General features: G+C 69.4%; 11 protein-coding genes and 1 pseudogene. 3 read left to right on the forward strand and 9 right to left on the reverse strand.

Features of this window, described 5'->3' with window-relative positions; translation table 11 throughout:
- On the reverse strand, positions 1–1,578 hold the full coding sequence (locus NN2_RS21665) for a carboxyl transferase domain-containing protein (RefSeq protein WP_030517146.1): 1,578 nt from the start codon (positions 1,576–1,578) through the stop codon (positions 1–3).
- A gap of 127 nt (positions 1,579–1,705) precedes the next feature.
- Between NN2_RS21665 and NN2_RS21670 the strand changes: the two genes are divergently transcribed.
- Positions 1,706–2,299, forward strand: coding sequence for an SACE_7040 family transcriptional regulator (locus tag NN2_RS21670; RefSeq protein WP_030517145.1), 594 nt, complete (start codon positions 1,706–1,708; stop codon positions 2,297–2,299).
- 25 nt (positions 2,300–2,324) lie between these two features.
- On the opposite strand, the gene NN2_RS21675 is transcribed toward NN2_RS21670, so the two are convergent.
- Complete coding sequence (locus NN2_RS21675; RefSeq protein WP_063015717.1) at positions 2,325–2,768, reverse strand: SRPBCC family protein; 444 nt, start codon at positions 2,766–2,768, stop codon at positions 2,325–2,327.
- Positions 2,769–3,210: 442 nt separating this feature from the next.
- Here NN2_RS21675 and NN2_RS21680 point away from each other — a divergent pair, with 442 nt between their 5' ends.
- On the forward strand, positions 3,211–4,464 hold the full coding sequence (locus NN2_RS21680) for a TetR/AcrR family transcriptional regulator (RefSeq protein WP_063015718.1): 1,254 nt from the start codon (positions 3,211–3,213) through the stop codon (positions 4,462–4,464).
- A 4-nt stretch (positions 4,465–4,468) separates the two neighbouring features.
- On the opposite strand, the gene NN2_RS21685 is transcribed toward NN2_RS21680, so the two are convergent.
- Genes NN2_RS21685 through NN2_RS21695 form a run of 3 tightly spaced genes read right to left on the reverse strand, consistent with a single transcriptional unit; the run spans position 4,469 to position 6,375 of the window.
- The gene (locus NN2_RS21685; RefSeq protein ID WP_030517142.1) at positions 4,469–5,128 is read right to left on the reverse strand and encodes a hypothetical protein; all 660 of its coding nucleotides are present in this window, start codon (positions 5,126–5,128) and stop codon (positions 4,469–4,471) included.
- 47 nt (positions 5,129–5,175) lie between these two features.
- A complete protein-coding gene (locus tag NN2_RS21690; RefSeq protein WP_036505725.1) occupies positions 5,176–5,886 on the reverse strand; it encodes an NUDIX hydrolase in 711 nt (236 codons plus the stop codon).
- Positions 5,887–5,937: 51 nt separating this feature from the next.
- Positions 5,938–6,375 carry a hypothetical protein gene (locus NN2_RS21695; RefSeq protein ID WP_063015709.1) on the reverse strand — a complete coding sequence of 146 codons (438 nt, stop codon included), beginning with the start codon at positions 6,373–6,375 and terminating at the stop codon, positions 5,938–5,940.
- A 525-nt stretch (positions 6,376–6,900) separates the two neighbouring features.
- Here NN2_RS21695 and NN2_RS21700 point away from each other — a divergent pair.
- Positions 6,901–10,200 carry an ATP-binding protein gene (locus NN2_RS21700; protein ID WP_063015710.1) on the forward strand — a complete coding sequence of 1,100 codons (3,300 nt, stop codon included), beginning with the start codon at positions 6,901–6,903 and terminating at the stop codon, positions 10,198–10,200.
- A 1-nt stretch (position 10,201) separates the two neighbouring features.
- On the opposite strand, the gene NN2_RS21705 is transcribed toward NN2_RS21700, so the two are convergent.
- The 4 genes and pseudogenes from NN2_RS21705 to NN2_RS21720 all read right to left on the reverse strand — a co-directional run.
- On the reverse strand, positions 10,202–10,606 hold the full coding sequence (locus NN2_RS21705; protein ID WP_063015711.1) for an ArsR/SmtB family transcription factor: 405 nt from the start codon (positions 10,604–10,606) through the stop codon (positions 10,202–10,204).
- Positions 10,603–11,262, reverse strand: a complete 660-nt coding sequence (locus NN2_RS21710) for an SRPBCC family protein (protein ID WP_063015712.1) — start codon at positions 11,260–11,262, stop codon at positions 10,603–10,605. The genes NN2_RS21705 and NN2_RS21710 overlap by 4 nt, the downstream gene beginning before the upstream one ends.
- Positions 11,263–11,388: 126 nt before the next feature.
- Positions 11,389–11,607: an MbtH family protein gene (locus tag NN2_RS21715; protein WP_030517136.1), complete on the reverse strand. Its 219-nt coding sequence runs from the start codon at positions 11,605–11,607 to the stop codon at positions 11,389–11,391.
- A gap of 416 nt (positions 11,608–12,023) precedes the next feature.
- Positions 12,024–22,382: pseudogene (locus tag NN2_RS21720) on the reverse strand (non-ribosomal peptide synthetase); the annotation flags it as partial.
- Between the last annotated feature and the right edge of the window lie 22 nt (positions 22,383–22,404).

Here is a 22,404-nt window from a genome sequence, read left to right on the forward strand (position 1 = left end):
TCACATCCGGAATACGCCGTAGGAGACAGGTTCGAGAGGCGCCTGCGCACAGACCGACAGCGCCAGGCCGAGCACGGTTCTGGTATCGGCGGGATCGATGACCCCGTCGTCCCACAGCCGGGCGGTGGAGTAGTACGGATTGCCCTGGTGCTCGTACTGTTCCCGGATCGGCGCCTTGAACTGCTCCTCCTGTTCGGCGCTCCAGGAATCACCGAGCTGATCGCCGCGAACGGTGGCCAGCACCGAGGCGGCCTGCTCACCGCCCATCACCGAGATGCGGGCGTTCGGCCACATCCACAGGAAGCGCGGCGAATACGCCCGCCCGCACATCGAATAGTTGCCGGCGCCGTACGAACCGCCGATCACGACCGTCAGCTTCGGCACCCGCGCGCACGCGACCGCGGTCACCATCTTCGCGCCGTGCTTGGCGATACCGCTCGCCTCGTAGTCGCGCCCGACCATGAAACCGGTGATGTTCTGCAGGAACACCAGCGGAATGACCCGCTTGTCGCACAATTCGATGAAATGCGCGCCCTTCTGGGCGGATTCACCGAACAGCACACCGTTGTTGGCGACGATGCCGACCGGATGGCCGTGGATGCGCGCGAAGCCGGTGACCAGGGTGCGGCCGTACTCGGCCTTGAATTCCTGGAATTCACCGCCGTCGACGATCCGCTCGATCACCTCGTGCACGTCGTAGGGCGTGCGCAGGTCCACCGGAACCACGTCGTAGAGCTCCGACTGCGGGGCGATCGCGTCGACCGGCGCGGTGATCTCCCACGGACTCGGCGACTTCGGCGCGAAGGTGCCGACGATGCGGCGCACGATGCGCAGCGCGTCCTCGTCGCTGTCGGCCAGATGGTCGGTGACACCCGAGGTGCGCGAATGCAATTCGCCGCCGCCGAGTTCCTCCGCGGTGACCACCTCGCCGGTGGCCGCCTTCACCAGCGGCGGCCCACCGAGGAAGATCGTGCCCTGATTGCGCACGATCACCGCCTCGTCGCTCATCGCGGGGACATAGGCGCCGCCCGCGGTGCAGGACCCGAGGACCGCGGCGATCTGCGGGATTCCCTTGGCGCTCATGGTCGCCTGGTTGTAGAAGATCCGGCCGAAATGTTCGCGGTCGGGGAAGACCTCGTCCTGATGCGGCAGATGCGCGCCGCCGGAGTCCACGAGGTAGATGCACGGCAGATGGTTCTGCAGCGCCACCTCCTGGGCGCGCAGATGTTTCTTGACCGTCATCGGGTAATAGGTGCCGCCCTTGACCGTCGCGTCGTTGGCGACGATCACGCATTCCCGGCCGGACACTCGTCCGATACCGCCGATCACCCCCGCGCCCGGGCAGTCGTCGCCGTACATGCCGTCGGCCGCCAGCGGCGACAGTTCCAGGAACGGACTGCCGGGATCCAGCAGCCGGTCCACCCGCTGGCGCGGCAGCAGTTTGCCGCGCGCCAGATGCCGCTCGCGGGCCCGCTCGGGTCCGCCGAGCGCACTCGCCGCCAGCTTCGCGCGCAGCTCGTCGAGCAGCGCCAGATGTGCGGCACGATTGCCGGCCTGCACGTCCTGCGTCAGGGTCATCACGCCATCCTGCCCATTCGGTTAGTGGCCAATAACTGGAAACTAAGATAATCTTCGTTAACTGAAATGTCCAGGCGTGCCGGAAACCGGACCCGCCGAACGCCGCCGACCTGCGGAGAGGAGCCCGATGAGCAGCAGTGAGGCCATCGCTCCCACACGCCGGGAGCAGCTCAAGGCGCAGCGCCGGCAACAATTACTGGAGGCCGGGGCGCGGCTCATCGCCGACCGCGGCTTCCCCGGGGTGCGGCTCGACGACCTCGGCGCGGCGGCCGGTATCAGCGGGCCGGCGGTCTACCGGCACTTCCCCAACAAGGAAGCCGTCCTGGTCGAATTGCTGGTCGGAATCAGCACCCGGCTGTTCGAGGGCGGCAAGGCCGTCGCCGAACAGGCCGAATCCCCGCGCACGGCACTGGCCGGATTGATCGAGTTCCATCTCGACTTCGCCCTCGGCGAGCCCGAACTCATCCGTATTCAGGATCGGGACCTGGAAAGCCTGCCCGAATCCGCGCGGCGGCAGGTGCGCCGCCTGCAGCGGCAGTACGTGGAGATCTGGGTCGGGGTGCTGCGCGGCCTGCACCCGGAACTGGACGAGACCGCCGCGCGGGTCAAGGCGCACGCCACCTTCGGCCTGATCAACTCCACACCGCACAGCGCCTCCCCCACGCTGGCCGGACGGGCCCGGCCCATTCTGCGCGAGATGGCCTGGGCCGCGCTGAGCTGAGAGCCGAGGCCCGAGCCGGCGCGGCCTACTCGCGACGGAGTTCGGCCTCGGCGGTCGAGAGGACCGCGCTGACGCCCAGATAGACGGCGGGGATCAGCGCGAGGGTCCAGGCGGCGGCGAAAAGTGGTGTGGCGACCTCGAATTGGGAGTGCCAGCGCACCCGGGTGCCCGACGGATGGTCGTCGAAGGTCACGGTTCCGTCCTGACGTCGCAGCGGCGGAAGCGATTTCAATATGCGATAACGAAACAGTCGCGGCGGGTCGTAGTCGACGACCTCTTCCGTCAAGCGCAGCAGCGGCGTCACCAGCAGCCGCACCGCCCCCACCCCGTGTTCGGAGACATTGCCCGGACGGACCGGAGTGACCCGCCGGATCGCCGGAACGCGCTGGTAGTTGGTGGCGTCGGTGATCCAGTCGAAGACGTCGGCGCGGGGTGCCCGGATGATCCGTTCCAGGTCCAGCGTGCGCATCGAGAGTCCCTTCGCTACCGCGGTGTCGTATGAATTCCCGACCGGCGGGGATGCCGGATCGGTGCCGAGTGCCAGCGCAGCGTACGGCGGGGCGGGCACCCGCTGCCAGTGACGAGAGTCGAAACGATGCTATTTCGATACGAGCAAGCGATCTGGTCATTCGCCCAAGCTGAGTGGTATCCGAGAAAAGATGAATCCGGTCGGTATTTGCTTGCGACAGAATGCTTTTCATTCGCGCCGGGACACCCCGGTGGCCCGGGCGCCGGCGGCGATAGGACACAATTGTCGAGACCCGGTCCGAGCTCGGTTTTCGCCACCGCGGCGATCCCCCGCAGGTCTCCCGGAACCGGCGGTAACACCGGACAGCCGGAAATCGTCCGGTGACTACCATGGCATTCATGAGTGCCGAGGAGTGCCGCCGCACCACAGACAGGCCGGAACCGTGAGCGTAGAGCGCGGCACCGCGAGCCCCGCAGAACAGCCGGCAACAAAGCCACAGGAGCGGGTGATTCGCCGTCGCCCGAAGAATCGGCGTGCCCAGATCGCCGCGACCTCGGCGGCGGCGTTCGGCTCACTGGGCTATCACGGGGTCAGCATGGAGGACATCGCCTCCCGCCTCGGCATTTCCTCGGCGGCCCTGTACCGGCACTATCCGAGCAAGTACGCCCTGTTCCGGGAGGAACTGCTGCGTCTCGGCGCGCTGACGGTGGAATCGACCACGGTGGATCCGGAGGCCGCGGACCTTCCGGTGCGGCAGCGGCTGGCCGGCGTGCTCGACGCCATGATCGCCGCGACCATCGCCAACCGCCCGACCGTGACGCTGGCGCGATGGGAGGGCCGCTATCTCGACGACACCGATCGCGCGACGCTGGACGAGCAGTTCACCACCTCGATCCGCGCCCTCGCCGACCTGCTCGGTGAATTGCGCCCGGAACTGCCCCGGCGCGACCGGCTGGTGCGCGCGGTGGCGCTGCTCAGCATCGTCAGCAGCATCGGCGACCACCACGCCACGCTTCCGGTGAAATCGCTTACCGCGGTGCTCAATTCGGCCGCATGGGCGATCATCGGCGCCGAACTACCGGACGCCGCGCCGGCGGTGGCCACATCGCGGTCGGTGGAGATACCGCAGTCGTTCAAACACGAACTGCTGCTGAAGAAATCGGTGGAGCTGTTCCACCAGCGCGGCTATCCCAATGTGAGCGTGGAGGACATCGCGACGGCCGCGGATCTGTCCGCGGCCTCGGCCGTCTACCGGTATTACCGCAGCAAGAGCGATCTGCTCGCGGCCGCGTTCCGGCGGGCGGCGGATCGGGTGTCGGGCGCGATCGGCCCGGCCACCGCCTCGTCGAAATCTCCCGCCGAGGCACTGTCGAAGCTGATCGACCTGTATGTCACCGGGTCGTTCGAAGAACGCGAATTGACCTTCGTCTATTACGCCGAGTTCAGCCACGTTCCGCCCGAGGAACGCACGGTGCTGCGCAATATTCAGCGGTTGATCGTGGCCGAATGGGTGAAACTGCTGGTCGCGGTGCGGCCGGAACTGTCCGAGGCACAGGCGCGCATTCTGGTGCAGGCCGGATTCGGGCTCGTGGTGGATCTGGGCCGGGTCTTCGGCGACGACGAGAACCTCTGCCCGCCCGAGCGCGTCATGGCCCTGATGGAGGTCGTGCTGTTCGGGTCGCCGCGCCGGGAGTGACCCGTCAGCCGGTCACGCGCGGCCACGGGTAGAGCGCGAGGTGGATGAGCAGGATCGCCAGCAGTCCGAGCAGCAGCGCGGCGACGAACCCCGCGCGATGCTCGAGGTAGCCGATCGTGCGAAACAGGGTGGGAAACGGCACTTCCCGCGCGAAGAACATCGACAGCACGCTCGGCAGGATCACCCACATCACCGCGATGGTTCCGTAGAGCACATAGGCGCCGGTGAAGGTCCCCGGATCGACCGCGCGGGCTCCCCCGGCGAAGGCGACCGCGGCGGCCAGCGCCGCGCAGGCCAGCACCAGATAGCCACCCATCCCCTCGGTGCGCACGGCATCGGGGTCGGGCGTGAGCCGGCCGTTGGCCGTGGTCTGCCGGCCCGCGACCGTGGCCGGTTGCTGGGGCGGCATCGCCAGCTGCGGTAGCGAGTAGTAGGCCAGCACCACGATCACGAAGACGACCACGAGCCGCACCCACGAATGCCCGTCCTCGAGGTGGCCGATCGTCGCCGAAATCGTCGGCCAGTCGGCCAGATCGAAAACCGCGGCCAACTCCGGGACCGCGATGACGATGCCCGCGAGCCCCCACATCAAATATCCCCAGAACTCCGCCGAGCGCCCGGCGACCGTCGGCGCGCTCGGGGTTGCGGTAGTGACCTCCGTCATACTCCTGGTGTACCACCGCGCGGGCACGCGGGGGCAACGACGGGGAATCAGCTGGGCCGCAACATCGGCGGGTGCAGAACCTGCGCGGGCCCGGCGCGATAGAGCTTGGCCGGACGACCGCCGTCGCGGGTGGTGGTGGCGCCGGTAGCCAGGACGAAACCCGGTGTGGTGGTGACCTTGCGGTGGAAATTGCGCGGATCGATATCGGTGCCCCACATCACCTCGTAGACCCGGCGCAGTTCGGCCACCGTGAATTCGCGGGCGCAGAAGGCGGTGGCCAGCGGTGTGTATTCCAGTTTGGCGCGGGCCCGCTCGACACCGTCGGTGAGAATGCGGCGATGGTCGAAGGCGATGCGGCCGCGCTCGGCGAGCAGTTGCTCCACCGACCAGATGCCGGCCGCCGTGGCCTGCGAACCCGCTTGCGGCGCGGGCAGATTCGGCGCCAGCGCCAGATACGCGGTACTGATGACCCGGCCGCGCGGATCACGGCCGGGTTCACCGTAGGTCGCCAGCTGCTCCAGATGCATGCGGTCGCCGCGAATTCCGGTCTCCTCGCGTAGCTCCCGTACCGCGGCCGCCGAGAGGCTTTCCTCGGGACGGACGAACCCTCCCGGCAGCGCCCATCTTCCGCGATAGGGTGCGTAGAGGCGCTGGACCAGCAGCGCGCACAGCGTGTCGTTGGCAGTGTGGCGGGCGCCCAGGGTCAGAACCACCAAATCGACCGCGACCGCTGCATTGAGGCGAAAACCACTGCCCATGACGGGCATTGTAATCGTCAGTCTGACGATAAAAACGCGGCGGTGAATTCCTCAGCTCGCGGCGACGAAAGTGAACGGGCCGAATTCCCCGACATGTCCGAGGATCCAGTCCCAATGTGAAACCGGGTCGACGACCACACCGGCCTGCAGCAGTAACCGCCAGCCGAGCTCGTCGTGCTCCCAGACGTCACCGTCGGCGTCGACATAGAGCCCACGGGTGACCGGCTCCGGCTCCGTGACGGAATTCTCGCCCGTGTGCGCGAAGGCGCCCAGCGTCCCCTCGTCCGGGCGGTCCGCATGAATTCCGCCGCCGACCAGGGCGTGATCGGCCAGTTGCGCGACGGCGCGGGCCATGGCCACGAATTGGCCCGCCGGCACCGCGATCACCTCGTCGGTCCGCATGAACAGTTCTCCCGCCTGATCGTCGTCGTGAAAGAGGGCCACGATGTCCGGCACGGTGGGCCGGGGACGGATCCTGTTCTGACTCATGATTTCTCCTGCCCTGCGCCACCGAATTCCGTTACCGCGTTCTGTGACGTTCGAACCATTCGAAACCTCCCCATCCATCAGGTTTGTGAGCGTCAGCCTCGTCCATCCCACTTCTGGTTCACTTCCGGTCGAATCGGGCGGCAAGCAATTGACCGATATCGAGAGCAATTCCGAAGTTGCGATGAAATATACGAGCCGAGGATGGTCATCCGACCGCGAAACAGCGGTTCGCCGACAAAGTCACAATTGCATTACAAGCCGCTCACCTCGCCACTCAGTATCGAACCACGTGTGGCACAACCTGGAACAGCCGGAACGTGATGCACAACACACGGACGCCGGAAGTACCACACGGAATGGATATAACGATTTGGCAACCATGAAGCTAACGACAGACAGCGCCGAAAATTTAGAGTAGAGATTCTGATTTAAATCAGATGCCCAGCGTAATGGCCGTCCGTCGGCTGCTGAACGGGACGGGCCATGGGGAAGGTGTCCGGATGTCACGGTTGCAGGGGGCATGGCATGGCTGATCGGCGCATCCATGTCCTCGGGCCGATGCACATCGCACTCGACGGAACACCCATCCGCCTCGCGGGCCGGCTCACCCGAGCCCTCCTGGCGCGCTTGGTGATCGCGCAGGGCCGCGCCGTGTCGACCGATCGGCTGGTCGACGAGTTGTGGGACGGGGAACCCCCACCCAAGGCGACGTCGGTGCTGCAGGTGCACATCCACAACCTGCGGCGGGTGTTCGAACCCGAACGTCCCGCCCGCGCGCCGGCGACGGTGGTGGTGTCGGAGGGACTCGGCTACGCGCTGCGGTTGCGCGACACCGAAGTCGACGCCTGGCAGTTCGAATCGCTCCTGCACGAATATCTGCAGGTGAGCAGCGGCGCCCATGCCCCCGAGGCAGCCACCCGCACCCGCATGCTGGATATCGCGCTGGCCTGCTGGAACGGACGCGCGCTGGAGAGTTTCGCCGATTGCGGCTGGGCGGCGGCCGAGGCGGCGCGGCTGACCGATCTGTATCTGACCGCCGGTGAATTGCGCGCACAGGCCGCGCTGGAACTCGGCCGCACCACCGAGGTGATCAGCGGCCTGCGGCGCACCGTCGAGGACCGGCCCGACCGCGAGGAGAGCGTGCGGCTGCTCGCCCTCGCGCAATATCGGCTGGGACAGCAGACCGAAGCGCTGGCGACGCTGCGGCGCACGGCGGAATTCCTCACCCGGGAAATGGGACTGGATCCGGGGCGTCGCATCCAGGAATTGGAGACCGCGATCCTCAACCAGGCGGTTCCGGTGCTCGAGTCCACCCTGCCGACCGCGCCCATCGCGGTGCGCGCCGACCTCGTGCGCGACATCGAGCGATCGCCCGAGCCGAATGAGCGGGCCGACAGCGCGACCGCACTCGGATACCCGGTGCAGCGCAAGGTCGTTCTGGAGGCGGCGTGCGAGGCGATCGAACACGGCGCCCGGGTGGTGTGGATCTGCGGCGGCGCGGGATTCGGCAAATCGGCGCTGGCCGAGGCGGTCGCCACCGAACTGCGCCGCCGCGACTGGGTGGTCGCGCCCGGACGCTGCCCGGAAGTGGACGGGGCGCCGCAAGCGTGGGTCTGGGCCGAGGTCGCCGCGAGGTTCGGCGCCGATCTGACCTCGCGGCCGGTTCTCGGTGGGGCGTTCGAGATCTCCCGGGTGATCGCCGACCGCTGCCGCAAGGCCGTCGCCGACGGCCCGGTCGCCCTGGTGCTCGAGGATCTGCACCGCGCCGACGAGGCCACCCTGCAGATCCTGCGCCAGGCCGTGGCCTGGCTGCACGACCAGCCGCTGCTGATCATCGCCACACTGCGCGAGGTGGAGGCGCCGCCGGCGGTGCGGGCCGCCGTGGCCGCTCTCGCCGATCCGACCGCCGCGCATATCGAGCTCACCGGTGTCGATCTGGACGGGACGTGTGCCATCGCACGGGCCGCCGGACTCTCCGGTCTGGATACCGATCTGCTCGCGCTGTTGCACGAACGCACCGGCGGTAACCCGCTGTTCCTGCGTGAGCTCACCGCCGCGATGGCCGTCGGTGGCGATGTCCACGATCTGCCGCCGAGTGTGCGAGGGGTGATCGAACTGCAACTGGCGCGGATGCCGGATGCGGTCCGCGAGGTGCTCGAGTACGCCGCCGTCTGCGGGGAGCGGGTGGAACCGGCGACGCTGGTGGCGCTGACCGAACGGACCGAGGACGAGATCATCGGACTCGTCGGCACCGCCGAACTGGCGCGGCTGGTGATCATCGATCCCGCGGGGCGAATCATGTTCGCGCACGCGCTGATCCGCGACACGGTCTACGCCGGGATTCCGCAGCTGCGACGGACGCGGATGCATCAGGGGGTGCTCACCCTGCTGGGCGGCTGCCGGCCCGACGACGTCCGTGCGGTCGAGGTGCTGGCCCATCACGCGGTGCGGGCGGCCACCGCGAGTACCGCCGATTCGGCGGTCGACTACATCACGACGGCGGCACGACACTGTGTCGAGCGCGGTATGCGCGCGGACGCGGCACCGCTGTGGCGCACGGTGATCGAATTGCGGCGGCTGGCCGGGCACGAGGATCCCGACGCCTCGCCTGCGGATCGGGTCGCCTGCGTGGACGCCTACTGCGAACTGGTCACCGCCTCCGCGTACGCGGGGCGCATCGCCGCGGCCCGCGACGCCCGGGAGCAGGCGCTGCGGCTGGCCACCGAATTGGGCGACGGGGAGTTGGTGGTGCGCGCGCTGACCAGTTGGCGCGCCCCGGTGGTGTGGGCGATGCGGGACTGGAGATGGTCGAATCCGCGGCTACGGCGGGCACTCGCCGTCGCCTCCGCCCGCGACCAGCCGGTGGCCACCCAGGTTCGTCTGCTCACCACCGCCGTCTTCGAATCGAGCCCGGCCGCGCACCGGCTCGCCCACACCCGTGCCCACGCGGCGCTCAAACTGGCCCGCAGTACCGGCGACGCCGAATTGCAGTGCCTGGCACTGAACGCGCTGACTCATCTGGTGCTCGACGGCCATTCGGGCGACGACCTGGGACACCGGGCCGCCGAGCTGGAGCGTCTCGCCACGTCGGCCGATCTGCCCCAATACCGCGCTCTCGCACACTATCTGCGCTTCCGCACCGCTTGCCAGAACGTCGACCTGGCCGAGGCGGGACGCCAAGCGGCCCTCGCCCTGGACTTCGCGGGCACGGCACAGGTGCGGCCGTTGGCGACCATCCTCGGATACTTCCGCGCGGCCACCGAGATCCTGCGCGGCGATATCGGCCGGGCGGCGCACTATTTCGACGAATGCAGCTCGGCGGGAAAGGATTCCGGCTTCCCCGAGGGCGACGAGGCAGCCCTGATCGCGCTGCTGCCCCTCGGCTGGGCGCGCCGCGATCTGTCGCCCGCAGTGGACTGCCTCGCCGAAATCGAGGCCGCCCTCCCCGGGATGCTCACCCAGATCTACATCGTCGCGCTCCTCGACGCCGGCGAGCGCGCCGAAGCCGCCGCGCTCTTCCACCACGGCCCCGAGGTCGACGAGCACTTCTATCCGGTCATGATGCGGGCCCACCGGGCCCGCGCGGCGATCGCCCTCGGTTCCACCGCCGACTGCGCCGAACTCTATCGCCGGCTCCTGCCCGCCGCCGGGACCGTCGCCGGCCTCGAAACCGGTTTCACCCCATTGGATCCGGTGGACGAAATCCTCGCCGAACTGGCGACCGCGTGCGGCGACGGGGTCACCGCGGCCAAGCACCGGGCCGCCGCCACGCGGCTGCGCGAACGGATTCGCAAGCAGCTCGCCAAGAACAGCGGTCTGTTGTGAATCACCCTGCGGCATAACCGCTTTCGTGCGCTTCCGGCGGGGCGACGGCGTCTCCCGCGCGCCGCTCCCGTTTTCCGCGGGCGATCTCGGTGGCGAGGGCGTCGAGGGGATTCGCCAGCCGATGCAGCGGGTCGAGCAAGGTGGTCAGCCAGGTTCTGGCGATCTCCACGCCGTCCGCGTCGAGGCGGTAGTACCGCCGGGTGCCCTCGGCGCGGACGGTGACCAATCCGGTGTCGCGCAATATCTTCAGGTGCTGCGACACCGCGGGCTGGGAGATCGTCGTGGTGGCGCGGACCGCCTCGACCAGCGCGCCGGCGGAGTGCTCGCCGGCGGCCAGCAGTTCGAGAATGTGACGGCGCACAGGGTCGCCCAGCGCATCGAAGATGCGGGCGGGTGGGACGGTCATCGAGCTTCCGGGGTGTCCTCTGGTTCGGTGGTGTAGAAGGCGAAGGTCTGTTCGGCGGCGGTCCGGGCCGCGGCAGGGTCGTCGCCGTCGGCGATCGCGGCCTCACCCCACGCAGTGGCGGCGGTGCGGACGAATGTACGGCCTTCCGCGGTGGTGTGCAGCGTGAGCGCCACGGTCTGATCCACCGGCTCACCGCTGTCCACATGCATCCCCAGGCCCAGCAGGGCGAGGTCCCAGCCCACCCCGACCGCACCGGGCCCGAACTGCGTCCACATGGCCGGATCGATCGGCGCCTCATGCTCGAGCTTCAGTTCGGTACCGTCGTCGGCGGGGCCGAGGGTGACCTCCAGCCAGGAGATCTGCGGGCCCATCTCCCAGGTGACGGCGAAATGCTTCGGCGCGTCACAGCGTTCGACCACGCCGTTGGCGTTGCCCTCGAGCTGATAGCGGCCGCCGACCTCCAGCGAGCCGCTGATCGGCAGGAACCAGCGCGGAATGCGTTCGGCGTTGGTCAGCGCGTCCCACAGATCGGCCTGATCGGTGGGATAGCTGCGGCGGGCGACCGCGATCCTGGTGGTGGCGCCGTCGCGAGAGCCGGTGCGGACCTCGCGCGTGACCAGACCCGCGAGGGCGGCGGGATCGGAGAGCAAGGGCATGACATACCTCCTTCTATAAGTTGCAACTTATATTAGCAGGCGGGCCGCGCCGATGCGAGGAGAACGTGAACGCCGCGACGTGCCGGTGCAGGGGAGGTTCGGATGGCACGCCGCGGCGCGACGCATTCAGTTGGCTTGTAGGCGCATGGCCTCGATCAGCGACTTCGGGCGCATATCGGTCCAATGCGATTCGACATAGTCGAGGCAGAGCTGACGCAGACAAGGGCCGTGAGCGATCGTCCATCCGCTCGGCACGGCCGCGAACACCGGCCACAACGAGTGCTCGCCTTCATCGTTGGTCAGGACGTAGAACTCGGCGTCGTCATCGTCGAATGGGTTGCTCATTCGATTACCTTTCGTGCGGAACTGTGTCCGGCGCGGTGACTCCACCACCGCACCGGGTGATGGTGCGGGCCCGCGATGTCCGGGCCCGCACCGCGATCAAGCGCCCGGTGTCACCGACACCGCCGATCCGGTGGAGAGCAGGTTCGCGAGGGCGGTGAAGATGCTGCCGAGGCCGGAGCTTCCGGTATCCATCAGTCGATAATCCTTTCCGGGGCGATTTACTTCGGGGTGTAGGCGAGGCTGGAACCGGAGCTGAGGAAGCTCAGGATCTGGGTGAGGATCGCGGTGTAGTCGGTGCCTGTCATACTTTCTTCCTTCTTCCCTTCACGGTCGCGAACCGCGAACGCCGGACCGGCGCCCGAGGGCCGCACGGAACTTGATCGGTTCCGGGCTGATGAGGCGAAAAGCGATGCGGATCAGTCTGTTTCGCCGTTGTTCAGGTGTTCGCTCAGCACCGCGCCGATGCGTCGCAACGGTTCCGCGGACGTCATGCGCCAGTGGGTGGTGGGCAGGCGGTGGCGCCGCACCGCGCCGCTGACCGCCGATATCCACCCGTCGGCGCCCGGCTCGCTCGAGGCGTCGCGGGCGGCGACGAAGTACGTCAGATCGCCTCGATAGATCCGAGGCCGATAGGCGGCGGCCAGATCGACCGATTCCAGCGCCGCCTCGAGGACGGCGGTGATCCGATCCCGGCCCAGCGACGCGAACGGTTCGGGCAGCATGTCGAGGAGCGCGCCTCGATCCTCCGGCAGGGCGTCGCCGAAGTCCTCGATCCGCTCGCCCAGCAACCCACCCAGCAGTTCCGGCAGCGCCACCGGCTCGAACTCGTCGGCATCGGGCTCGCCGAGCCGGCTGTCCATCACGCCCAGCAGTTCGACCCGCTCACCCTCGTCCTGCAACTGCACCGCGACGGCATGGGCGAGCACGCCGCCGAGCGACCAGCCCAGCAGGTGATACGGACCGTCCGGCTGCACCGAGCGGATCGCCTCGACATAGCGCCGCGCCCACTGCTCGACGGTGCCGGGCAGGTCCTCCCCGCTCAGCGCCGGCGATTGCAGACCGTAGAGCGGCCGCTCCACCGAGGCGGCCAGGCCGGCGAACGACCAGGCGACACCACCGACGGGATGCACACAGAACAGCGGCTCGCCGATACCGCTGCGCCGCAACGGAAGCAGCACGTCGAAGGCGGCAGCGGGATCGATATCGCCTGCGGCCCGGTCCAGTTCGGCCAGCACGGCGGCAGGCGTCGGCGCGGTGAACAGCGTCAGCACCGGAACCTGTTGCCCGAGTGCGGCAGTCAACCGCGCCGCGAGTGTGGTCGCCGAGAGCGACGTGCCGCCGAGTTCGAAGAAGTTGTCCTCCAGGCCGAATCGCTGCACACCCAGCACCTGCGCGAAGGTCTCACAGACCAGCGTCTCGGCCGCGGTCCGCGGAGCGCGGAATTCGCGCACCGCGCGCGGCGGCGCCGGGAGGGCACGGCGTTCGAGTTTGCCGGACGCGCTCACCGGAAGTTCGTCGAGCACGACCACGACCGCCGGAACCATGTACGCGGGCAGATGCCGCGCGAGTCCGGCACGCAACCGATCGGTGTCGACGGTGCGCCCGGCCTCGGCGACCACATAGGCCACCAACTGCTGGTCCATGCCGTCGTCGCCGCGGACCAGTGCGACGGCCTGGGCGACCTCGGGCTGTGCGACCAGCGCCGCCTCGATCTCCCCGGGCTCGATCCGCAGCCCGCGCAACTTCACCTGGAAGTCCGAGCGGCCGCGGTACTCCAACTCGCCGTCGGCATTCCACACCACCAGATCGCCCGTGCGGTACATGCGTTGCCCGCCCGCTGCGCCCATGCCCCCTGACCCGCCCAGGAAGGGGTCGGCCACGAACCGGTCCGCGGTCAGATCGGGGCGTGCGAGATATCCGCGCGCCAGCTGGATCCCGGCCAGGTACAGCTCGCCGGTGACCCCCGCCGGCACCGGGCGCAATCGCGAATCCAGCACGTAGACACGGGTATTGAAGACCGGGCGGCCGATCGGCACCGTGGCGGTATCGGCATCGGTGACCTCGTGGTAGGTCACGTCCACCGCGGCCTCGGTGGGCCCGTAGAGGTTGTGCAACCGGGCGCCGGTCAGGGTCCGCAACCGCTGCGCGACCGCCGGCGGCAGCGCCTCGCCGGAGGCGAAGACCCGCCGCAGCGAGGTACCCGCACCGGCCCCCGATCCCGCGACGAACGCCGCGAGCATCGACGGCACGAAGTGCGCCGTGGTGACCGATTCGGCCGCCACCAGGCGGGCCAGATATTCCGGATCGCGATGCCCCTGGGGTGCGGCCAGCACCAGCCGAGCACCGATCTGCAACGGCCAGAACAACTCCCACACCGACACGTCGAAGGTGACGGGCGTCTTCTGCAGCACCACGTCGTCGGTCTGGAGCCGGTATTCCGACTGCATCCACACCAACCGGTTCACGATCGCCCGGTGGCTGACCGCCACGCCCTTCGGGCGCCCGGTCGACCCGGAGGTGAAGATCACGTAGGCGATGCCGTCCGGCCGCAACGGACACACCCGGTCCGCATCGGTCACCGCGGCGTCGCTGTAGTCCGCGAGGTCCAGCCGATCCAGCGCGATCGCGCCGTCGATCGTCGAATCATGCAGTCCCAGCACGCATTCCGGCGCCGCAGTGTCGAGGATGTGACGAATCCGCTCGTCCGGCTGATCCGGGTCGATCGGCACATAGGCGGCGCCGGCCTTGATCACCGCGTAGACGGCGACCAGCAGTTCGACCGAGCGCGGCAGTGCCACCGCCACCCGCTGCTCCGGGCCGATCCCCCGGCCGATCAGATACCGGGCCAGCCGGTTGCTCCGCGCATCGAATTCCGCATAGGTCAGAACCCGTTGTGCAACACCGGTTCCCGCGCGATCCTCGGCGAGCGCCACCGCCTCGGGATGCACAGCCACCGCGGCCGCGAACCGGGCGGTCAGCGTGTGCGGATGGTCGCTGCCGAAGACCGGCGGTAGATCCCGGGAAGTGTCGTTGTAGTCGACCAGCATGCGGGTGCGTTCGGCGTCGTCCAGCAGGTCGATATCGCCGATCGCCACCTCGGCGTCGGCGGCGACCCGGTCGATCACCCGCAGGAACCGCTGCACGAACCGCTGCACCGTGGCCGCGTCGAACAGGTCGGTGGCGTAGGTGACGGCGGCCGAGATGCCCGCCGGGGCGCCCTGCTCGTCGTAGGTGTCCGTCAGATACCAGTGCAGATCGAATTGCGATGTGCGCGTGTCGACATCGAGTTCGCTCACCGTCACGCCGGGCAACCGCACCTCGGCCCGATTCAGGTTCTGGAACGACAGGCCCACCTGGAACAGCGGATGCCGCGCCGTCGACCGGACCGGATCGAGCAGTTCCACCAGCCGTTCGAACGGCACATCACTGTTGGCGAAGGCCGCCAGATCCGTCTCGCGAACCTGGTCGAGCAGCTCGGCGAACGACGCCTGCGGCGCGACCCGGGCGCGCAGCACCAGCGTGTTGACGAACATGCCGACCAGGTCGTCGAGTTCCGCCTCACCCCGGCCCGCGATCGGCGCGCCGACCGCGACGTCGTCGGTGGCGGCGAGCCGGGCCAGCAGGACCGACAGCGCGGCGCGGACCATCATGAACAGCGAGGCGTGGCGGGTGCGGGCCAGCCGGTGCAGGGCCGCATGCCGCTCGGCGCCGATCTCGAACGTCAGCGCCCGGCCGCGCAGCGACTGCACCTTCGGGCGCGGTCGATCCGCCGGCAGCGCCAGCTGTTCGGGCAGGTCCGCGAGGGCGGTCCGCCAATGCGCGAGCTGACCCGCGACCAGGGATCGCGGATCGTCCTCCGCGCCGAGCAGCTCCCGCTGCCACACTGCGTAGTCGGCGTACTGCACCGGTAGCGGGGACCACTGCGGCGCCGCACCGGCCGTGCGCGCGGTATAGGCGGTCAGCAGATCCCGGACCAGCGGCGCGGCCGAGGCGCCGTCGGCGCAGATGTGGTGCATCGACAGCACGACGATGTGCTCGGACGTATCCGTCACCCGCAGCAGCGCGGCTCGCACCGGAATGTCGGAGGTGACATCGAACGGGCGCGAAAGCATCTGCGCGACTTCGGCTTCCACCTCGGCGGCGATCACCGAACCGACCGTGAACTCGGCGTCGGCGCCGGCCAGGATCTGCTGGAACGGTCCGTCGTCACCCTGCGGATAGACGGTCCGCAACACCTCGTGCCGTTCGACCACATCGGCGAAGGCGAGCTCCAGTGCGGCGGCGTCCACCGCACCGGTCAGGCGCACCGCGAACGGCACGTTGTAGGCCGCGGAGGTCGGGTCCATGCGATTGAGCAACCACATCCGCTGTTGTGCCGGTGACAACGGGATCCGTTGCGGCCGTGGCCGTGCGGCGAGCTCGACCCTCGTCGTCCCGGCATGGGCGGCCAGCCGTTCGGCCAGGGCACGCACCGTCGGCGCCTCGAACACCGTGCGCACAGGGATCCGGGTCGCGGTCCGGGCGCCCAGGCGCGCGACCACCTGGGTGGCGATGAGCGAGTTGCCGCCGAGTTCGAAGAAGTCGTCGTCGGCGCCGACCCGTGGCACCCCGAGCGCCTCGGCCAGGACCGCGGCGACCAGTCGCTGTTGCGGTGTGGCCGGTTCGCGGTAGGGCCGCACCCGGAACTGTGGTTCCGGCAACGCCTTCCGATCCAATTTGCCCACCGGGGTGAGCGGCACGCGGTCGAGGACGACGATCGCGGCCGGCACCATATGCGACGGCAGACTGCGCGCGGCATAGGCGGTCAGCTGCTGCGGATCGACCGAACGTCCCTGCACCGCACGCACATACGACACCAGCGCGGTGGCGCCGGCCGGAGTCTCGCGACCCAGGGTGACCGCGAAATCGATATCGTCGTGGCCGGTGAGCACCGCGTCGATCTCGCCGAGTTCGATGCGGAAGCCGCGCACCTTGACCTGGAAATCGGTGCGGCCCAGATATTCCAGCTCCCACTCGCCCTCGCCGCCGACGATCCAGCGGACCAGGTCGCCGGTGCGATACATCCGGGTTCCCGGCGTGCCCCACGGGCAGGCGACGAAACGTTCGGCGCTCAGCCCCGCCCGGGCGTGGTACCCGCGGGCCAGGGCGTCGCCCACCACGTACAGCTCACCCGCGACACCGGGCGGCACCGGCTGCATCCGCGCGTCGAGTACCAGCGTCGTCGTGCCCGGCACCGGGGTTCCGATGGTGATCGGCACGCCCGCGACCAGGACCGCGTAGGCCGAGGAGATGGTGGCCTCGGTCGGCCCGTAGCTGTTGACGAAGCGGCGGCCGGGCTGCCATTTGGCCAGCAGTTCCGGCGTGGTCGCGTCGCCGCCGGCGCCGACGACCTCGAGGTCCGGCAGTCCGGACGGATCGACGGTGGCCAGCATGGCCGGGGTGATCATGGTGTGGGTGACCCGCTCGGCGCGCAGCAGTTCGGCGAGTTCCTGTCCGCCCAGCACCGACGGCGGCGCGATGACCAGGGTGGCTCCGCTGCCGAAGGTCAGCAGCCACTCCTCCAGCGACTGATCGAAACTCGGCGAGCAGACGTGCAGGAAACGGTGCCGCGGCTCCACCCGGCACAGGCGGGTGGCATGGGCGGCGAGATTGGCGACCCGTCGGTGCGTGACCGTGACGCCCTTGGGCAGGCCGGTCGAACCCGAGGTGTAGATGGTGTAGGCGGCGTTGTCCGGGCGCAGCGGACGGATGCGATCGGCATCGGTGATCGGATCGTGGGAACGGGCCGCGCAGGCCGCGGCGGTGGTCTCGTCGTCCAGCGCCAGCCAGGTGGTGGCCGCGGGCAGGTCGGCAGCGAATTCCCGTGTGGTGATGCCGATTACGGCAGCCGAGTCGACCACCATATGCCGGACTCGATCCGGCGGGTAGCTCGGATCGACCGGCACGTACGCGCCGCCCGCCTTCGCGACCGCCCAGACCGCGGCGATCATCTCGTAGGAGCGCGGCAGCGCGATCGCGACCGCGCGCTCCGGCCCGACGCCCGCGTCGATCAGCATCCGGGCCAGCTGCGAGGACTGCCGATCCAGCTCCCCGTAGGTCACCGATCGACCGTCGATGCGCACCGCGATCCGGTCGGCGCCGTGCCGCAGGCCGCGAGTGAAGATCTCCGGCAGCAGGCCGTCCGCGAGCACCGGGCCGCCGTCCATCCGGGTGAACTGCTCGTATTCGGGCGCCGACAGCAGCGGCAGGCTGCCGACGGCCCGCTCCGGGGTGGCGGCCACGGCCGTGAGCAGTCCGGTGAAGCGCCGGGCGAACGATTCGACCGTGGTGTGGTCGAACAGATCACGCGCGTACGACAGGTCGGCGAGCAGTCCCTCTCCGGTCTCCTGCACGGTCAGCGACAGATCGAATTGTTCGGCGTCGAAATCGAAGTCGACGGCCTCGACCCGCAGGCCGGGCAGTTCGAAATCGCGCTGCGGCAGGTTCTGGAAGGTCAGCATCACCTGGAACAGTGGATGGCGGGCCGTGGAGCGCTCCGGATTCACCAGCTCGACCAGTCGCTCGAAGGGCAGATCGGCGTGTCCGAACGCCTGCACATCGGTATCGCGTGCGCTGCGGAGCAATTCGGTGAAGGTCGCCTCGCCCGGAACCCGGGTGCGCAGCACGAGGGTGTTGACGAACATGCCGACCACATCGTCGAGTTCGGCCTCGCCGCGGCCCGCGATCGGGGTGCCGACCGCGACGTCGTCGGTGCCGGCCATGCGTGCCACGAACAGCGCCCACGCGGCATGGACCACCATGAACAACGTCGCATTGTGGGCGCGCCCCAACTCGGCCAGATCCGCGCGCAGCTGCTCCGAGATGGGGAACACCACCCGTCCGCCGCGTGCGGACTGCACCGCCGGACGCGGGCGATCGGCGGGCAGATTCACCTCGTCCGGCAGACCGGCCAGGGCCTCGCGCCAGTAGCGCGCCTGCGTCGAGATCAGGCTCCGCGCATCGTCTTCCGAGCCCAGCACCTGCCGCTGCCACAGCGCGTAATCCGCGTACTGCACCGGTAGCGGCGTCCAGTGCGGAGCCTGGCCGGCGCTGCGCGCGGCGTAGGCGAGCATGACATCGCGGGTCAGTGGCCGCATGGACCAGCCGTCGGCGGCGATGTGATGCACCACGAACACCAGCACGTGTTCGTCTGCCGAAAGGCGCAGCAGCGCAATGCGAATCGGTACCTCGGTGCTCACGTCGAAGCCGGCCGAGGCCAGTTCGGCGATGCACGCCGCGACCTCGTCGGCGCCGACCGGCCGCGGGGTGAGGTCCGCGCCCGCCTGCGCGGCGGGCAGGATGTGCTGCACGACACCGTGGGCCGTCTGCGGATACACGGTGCGCAACACCTCGTGCCGGGACAGGACGTCGAGCACCGCCTGCTGCAACGCGTCGACCCGCAGCTCACCGCGCAGCCGCACGGCGGCGGGCACGTTGTAGGCCGCGGATTCGGGTTCGAACTGGTTGAGGAACCACATCCGCTGCTGTGCCAGCGACAGCGGCAGCGCCTCGGGCCGCGGTCCGGCGGTCAGTACCGTGCGACCACCGGAGCCGATGTGGCCGTCCACCCGTACCGCGAGCGCGGCCACCGTCGAGGCCTCGAACAGCAACCGCACCGGAATCCGGGCGTCCAGGGCCGCGCCGAGGCGGGCGGATACCTGGGTGGCCAGCAGCGAGTTGCCGCCGAGGGCGAAGAAGTCGTCGTCGGCGCCGACCCGGGGCGCCCCCAGCACGTCGGCGTAGATATCGGCGATCGTCTGTTCCACCGGGCCGGCGGGAGCGCGGTAGGCCGTCGCCTCGAAGACGGGGCGGGGCAGCGCGGCCCGGTCCAGTTTGCCGTTCACCGTCAGCGGCAGCGCCTCGAGGACGACGAACGCCTCGGGCACCATGTAGGACGGAAGTGTCCGGGCCAGAGCCGCTTTCACCTCGGCGATATCGACATCACCGGCGGACGGGACGAGGTACGCGACCAGTCGATCGGCGGTGCGCGGATCCGATACGGCCAGCACGGCGGCCTGCGCGAGCGCCGGCAGCGCGAGCAGCGCTGCCTCGATTTCCCCGAGTTCGATGCGGAAGCCTCGCACCTTCACCTGGAAATCGGTGCGGCCCCGATATTCGAGTTCGCCGGCCGCGTTCCAGGCCACCACGTCGCCGGTGCGATACATGCGGGCTCCGGATTCGAACGGGTCGGCCACGAACCGTTCCGCGGTCAGATCGGCGCGTCCGTCGTAGCCGCGCGCCAGCTGCGCACCGGCCAGATACAGCTCACCGGGCACGCCCACCGGCACCGGCAGCAGCCGCGAATCCAGCACGTACACCCTGCTGTTGGCCTCCGGACGACCGATCGGAACGGTCACCGTGTCGGTGTCGTCGACCGCGTGGGCGGTGATCGAGACCGCGGCCTCGGTCGGGCCGTAGAGGTTGTACAGGCGGGCGGAACCGGCGCGGCGCACGCGCTGCGCGGTGGTCGCGGGCAGGGCCTCGCCGATGGCGAGGATGCGGCGCAGCGAGGCCGGCAGGCGTCCGCCGGAGGCGGTGAGCAGCGCGTCGAGCATCGACGGGACGACATGCAGCGTGGTCACCCGCTCGCGCCGCATCAGCTCGTCGAGGTAGGCGGGATCGCGATGGCCGTCCGGGGCGGCGACCACGAGCCGGCCACCACAGACGGCGGCGGACCAGAACTCCCACACCGAGAGGTCGAAGGTGGCGGCGGTCTTCAACAACACCGCGTCGTCGGCACCCAATTCGAATGCCGCCGTCTTCCAGCGCAATTGGTTGACGATCGCCTCGTGCGCGACGGTGACGCCCTTGGGCCGGCCCGTCGATCCGGAGGTGAAGATGACATAGGCCGGATGCTGCGGCAGCAGCGGGGCACGGCGGTCCCGATCGGTCACCGGGGCGGCGGACAGCTCCGGCACCTCGTCGATGTCCACCACGCGGAACTGCCCGTCCGGCAGCGTCGGTGCGATATCCGAGGTGGTCAGCACACACAGCGGAGCCGCGGTCGAGAGGATGTAGTCGACGCGTTCGGCCGGCTGGTCCGGATCGACCGGCACGTACGCGCCACCGGCGACGCCGACCGCGTACATGGCGACGATCAGTTCCCGGGAACGGCGCACGGCCAGCGCCACGCGGGTCTCCGGGCCGACGCCCAGTGCGATGAGATGCCGGGCGAGACGGTTGACCTGCGCCGACAATTCGGCATAGCTCACCGGTTCACCGGCGCCGTCGCGATCGACGATCAGCGCGGGTGCGGAACCGGCGGCTTCCACCGTCGCGTTCCACAGCACGGGAAGCGTTGTCGCACAATAGGGTTCGACGGTATCGTTCCAGGTCTGCAGAATCCGCGCCCGCTCCTGCGACGCGAGCAGATCCACCGAGCCGAGCGCCCGAGCCGGATCGGCACACACCGCTTCCAGCAGCCGCAGCAGCCGCTCGCCGAAGCCGGCCACGGTGGGGGCATCGAAGAGAGCGGTGGCGTAGGTGAGGGAGGCGGCCATGCCGAGCGGCGCACCGGATGCGTCGTAGCGGTCGGTGATCACCAGATGCAGGTCGAACTGCGAGACCGCGGTATCGAAATCCGCCGCGCTCACCGTCAGGCCGTCCAGCGCGAATTCGGCGGCGGCCTGGTTGTGGAAGGAGAAGCCGACCTGGAACAGCGGATGCCGGGCGGTCGACCGGACCGGGTTCAGCACCTCCACCAGCCGCTCGAAAGGAATGTCGGCGTGGGAGAAGGCGGCCAGGTCGCCGTCGCGCACGCCCGTGAGCAGTTCGGCGAAGCCGGCGCCCGGATCGACCTCGGTGCGCAGCACCAGGGTGTTGACGAACATGCCGACCAGTTCGTCGAGGGCCCTGTCACCGCGGCCGGCGATGGGAGTACCGATCGCGATATCCGTCGAGGCCGACAGCCGCGACAGCAGGGTCGCGAAGGCGGCGTGCATCACCATGAACAGCGTCGCGCCGTGGGTGCGCCCGATCTCGGCCAGCCGGGAGTGGGTCGAGGCGTCCAGGGTGAAATCGACGGTGCCGCCGGCGGTGGAGACCGTCGCCGGACGCGGCCGGTCGGTGGGCAGCGCCAGCTGGTCCGGCAGCCCCGCCAGCGTGCGGGTCCAGTACCCGATCTGCCGGGCGGCCGGCGATTCCGGATCCTCCTCGGAGCCGAGCACCTCGCGCTGCCAGAGCGCGAAGTCGGCGTACTGGACCGGCAGCGGCGTCCAGTCCGGCGCTGTCCCGCCGCGGCGGGCGGCGTAGGCGGTCATCACGTCCCGGGCCAGCGGTACCAGCGAGGACCCGTCGGCGGCGATGTGATGCATGGCCACGACCAGGACGTACTCGCTGCCGGGTGCGTCGGTGACGACGAACAGCCGGGCCCGCAGCGGCACCGCGGCCGTCACATCGAACGGCTCGGTGACGAAGTGCGATACGGCATCGAGCATGTCGGCGCCGCGCAGCGGCACGGGCGCCAAATGCGGTGCCGGGGCGTCGGCGACCGGGAGGATCACCTGCACCGGTCCCGCGTCGGTCTGCGGATACACCGTGCGCAGCACCTCGTGCCGGGCCACCACATCGGCGAACGCGGCATTCAGCGCGGGCACGTCGAGTGCACCGCTCAACCGCATGGCGAGCGGGATCGTGTAGGCGGCGGAGTGCTCGTCCATCCGGTTGAGCAGCCACATGCGCTGCTGCGCGAGCGACAGCGGCACCGGCCCGTCGACGGCGCGCGGGGTGAGCGCCACCCGGGCCGGCGCGCCCTCCGGC

It is taken from the genome of Nocardia nova NBRC 15556 (assembly GCF_001613005.1).
GTDB classification, from domain to species: domain Bacteria; phylum Actinomycetota; class Actinomycetes; order Mycobacteriales; family Mycobacteriaceae; genus Nocardia; species Nocardia nova.

Coding starts and splice junctions, on each gene's coding strand:
- NN2_RS21695 (WP_063015709.1), bottom strand. CDS start 6,375: ATGAGTCAGAACAGGATCCGTCCCCGGCCCACCGTGCCGGACATCGTG.
- NN2_RS21715 (WP_030517136.1), bottom strand. CDS start 11,607: ATGAGCAACCCATTCGACGATGACGACGCCGAGTTCTACGTCCTGACC.
- NN2_RS21710 (WP_063015712.1), bottom strand. CDS start 11,262: ATGCCCTTGCTCTCCGATCCCGCCGCCCTCGCGGGTCTGGTCACGCGC.
- NN2_RS21690 (WP_036505725.1), bottom strand. CDS start 5,886: ATGGGCAGTGGTTTTCGCCTCAATGCAGCGGTCGCGGTCGATTTGGTG.
- NN2_RS21700 (WP_063015710.1), top strand. CDS start 6,901: ATGGCTGATCGGCGCATCCATGTCCTCGGGCCGATGCACATCGCACTC.
- NN2_RS21685 (WP_030517142.1), bottom strand. CDS start 5,128: ATGACGGAGGTCACTACCGCAACCCCGAGCGCGCCGACGGTCGCCGGG.
- NN2_RS21705 (WP_063015711.1), bottom strand. CDS start 10,606: ATGACCGTCCCACCCGCCCGCATCTTCGATGCGCTGGGCGACCCTGTG.
- NN2_RS21670 (WP_030517145.1), top strand. CDS start 1,706: ATGAGCAGCAGTGAGGCCATCGCTCCCACACGCCGGGAGCAGCTCAAG.
- NN2_RS21675 (WP_063015717.1), bottom strand. CDS start 2,768: ATGCGCACGCTGGACCTGGAACGGATCATCCGGGCACCCCGCGCCGAC.
- NN2_RS21665 (WP_030517146.1), bottom strand. CDS start 1,578: ATGACCCTGACGCAGGACGTGCAGGCCGGCAATCGTGCCGCACATCTG.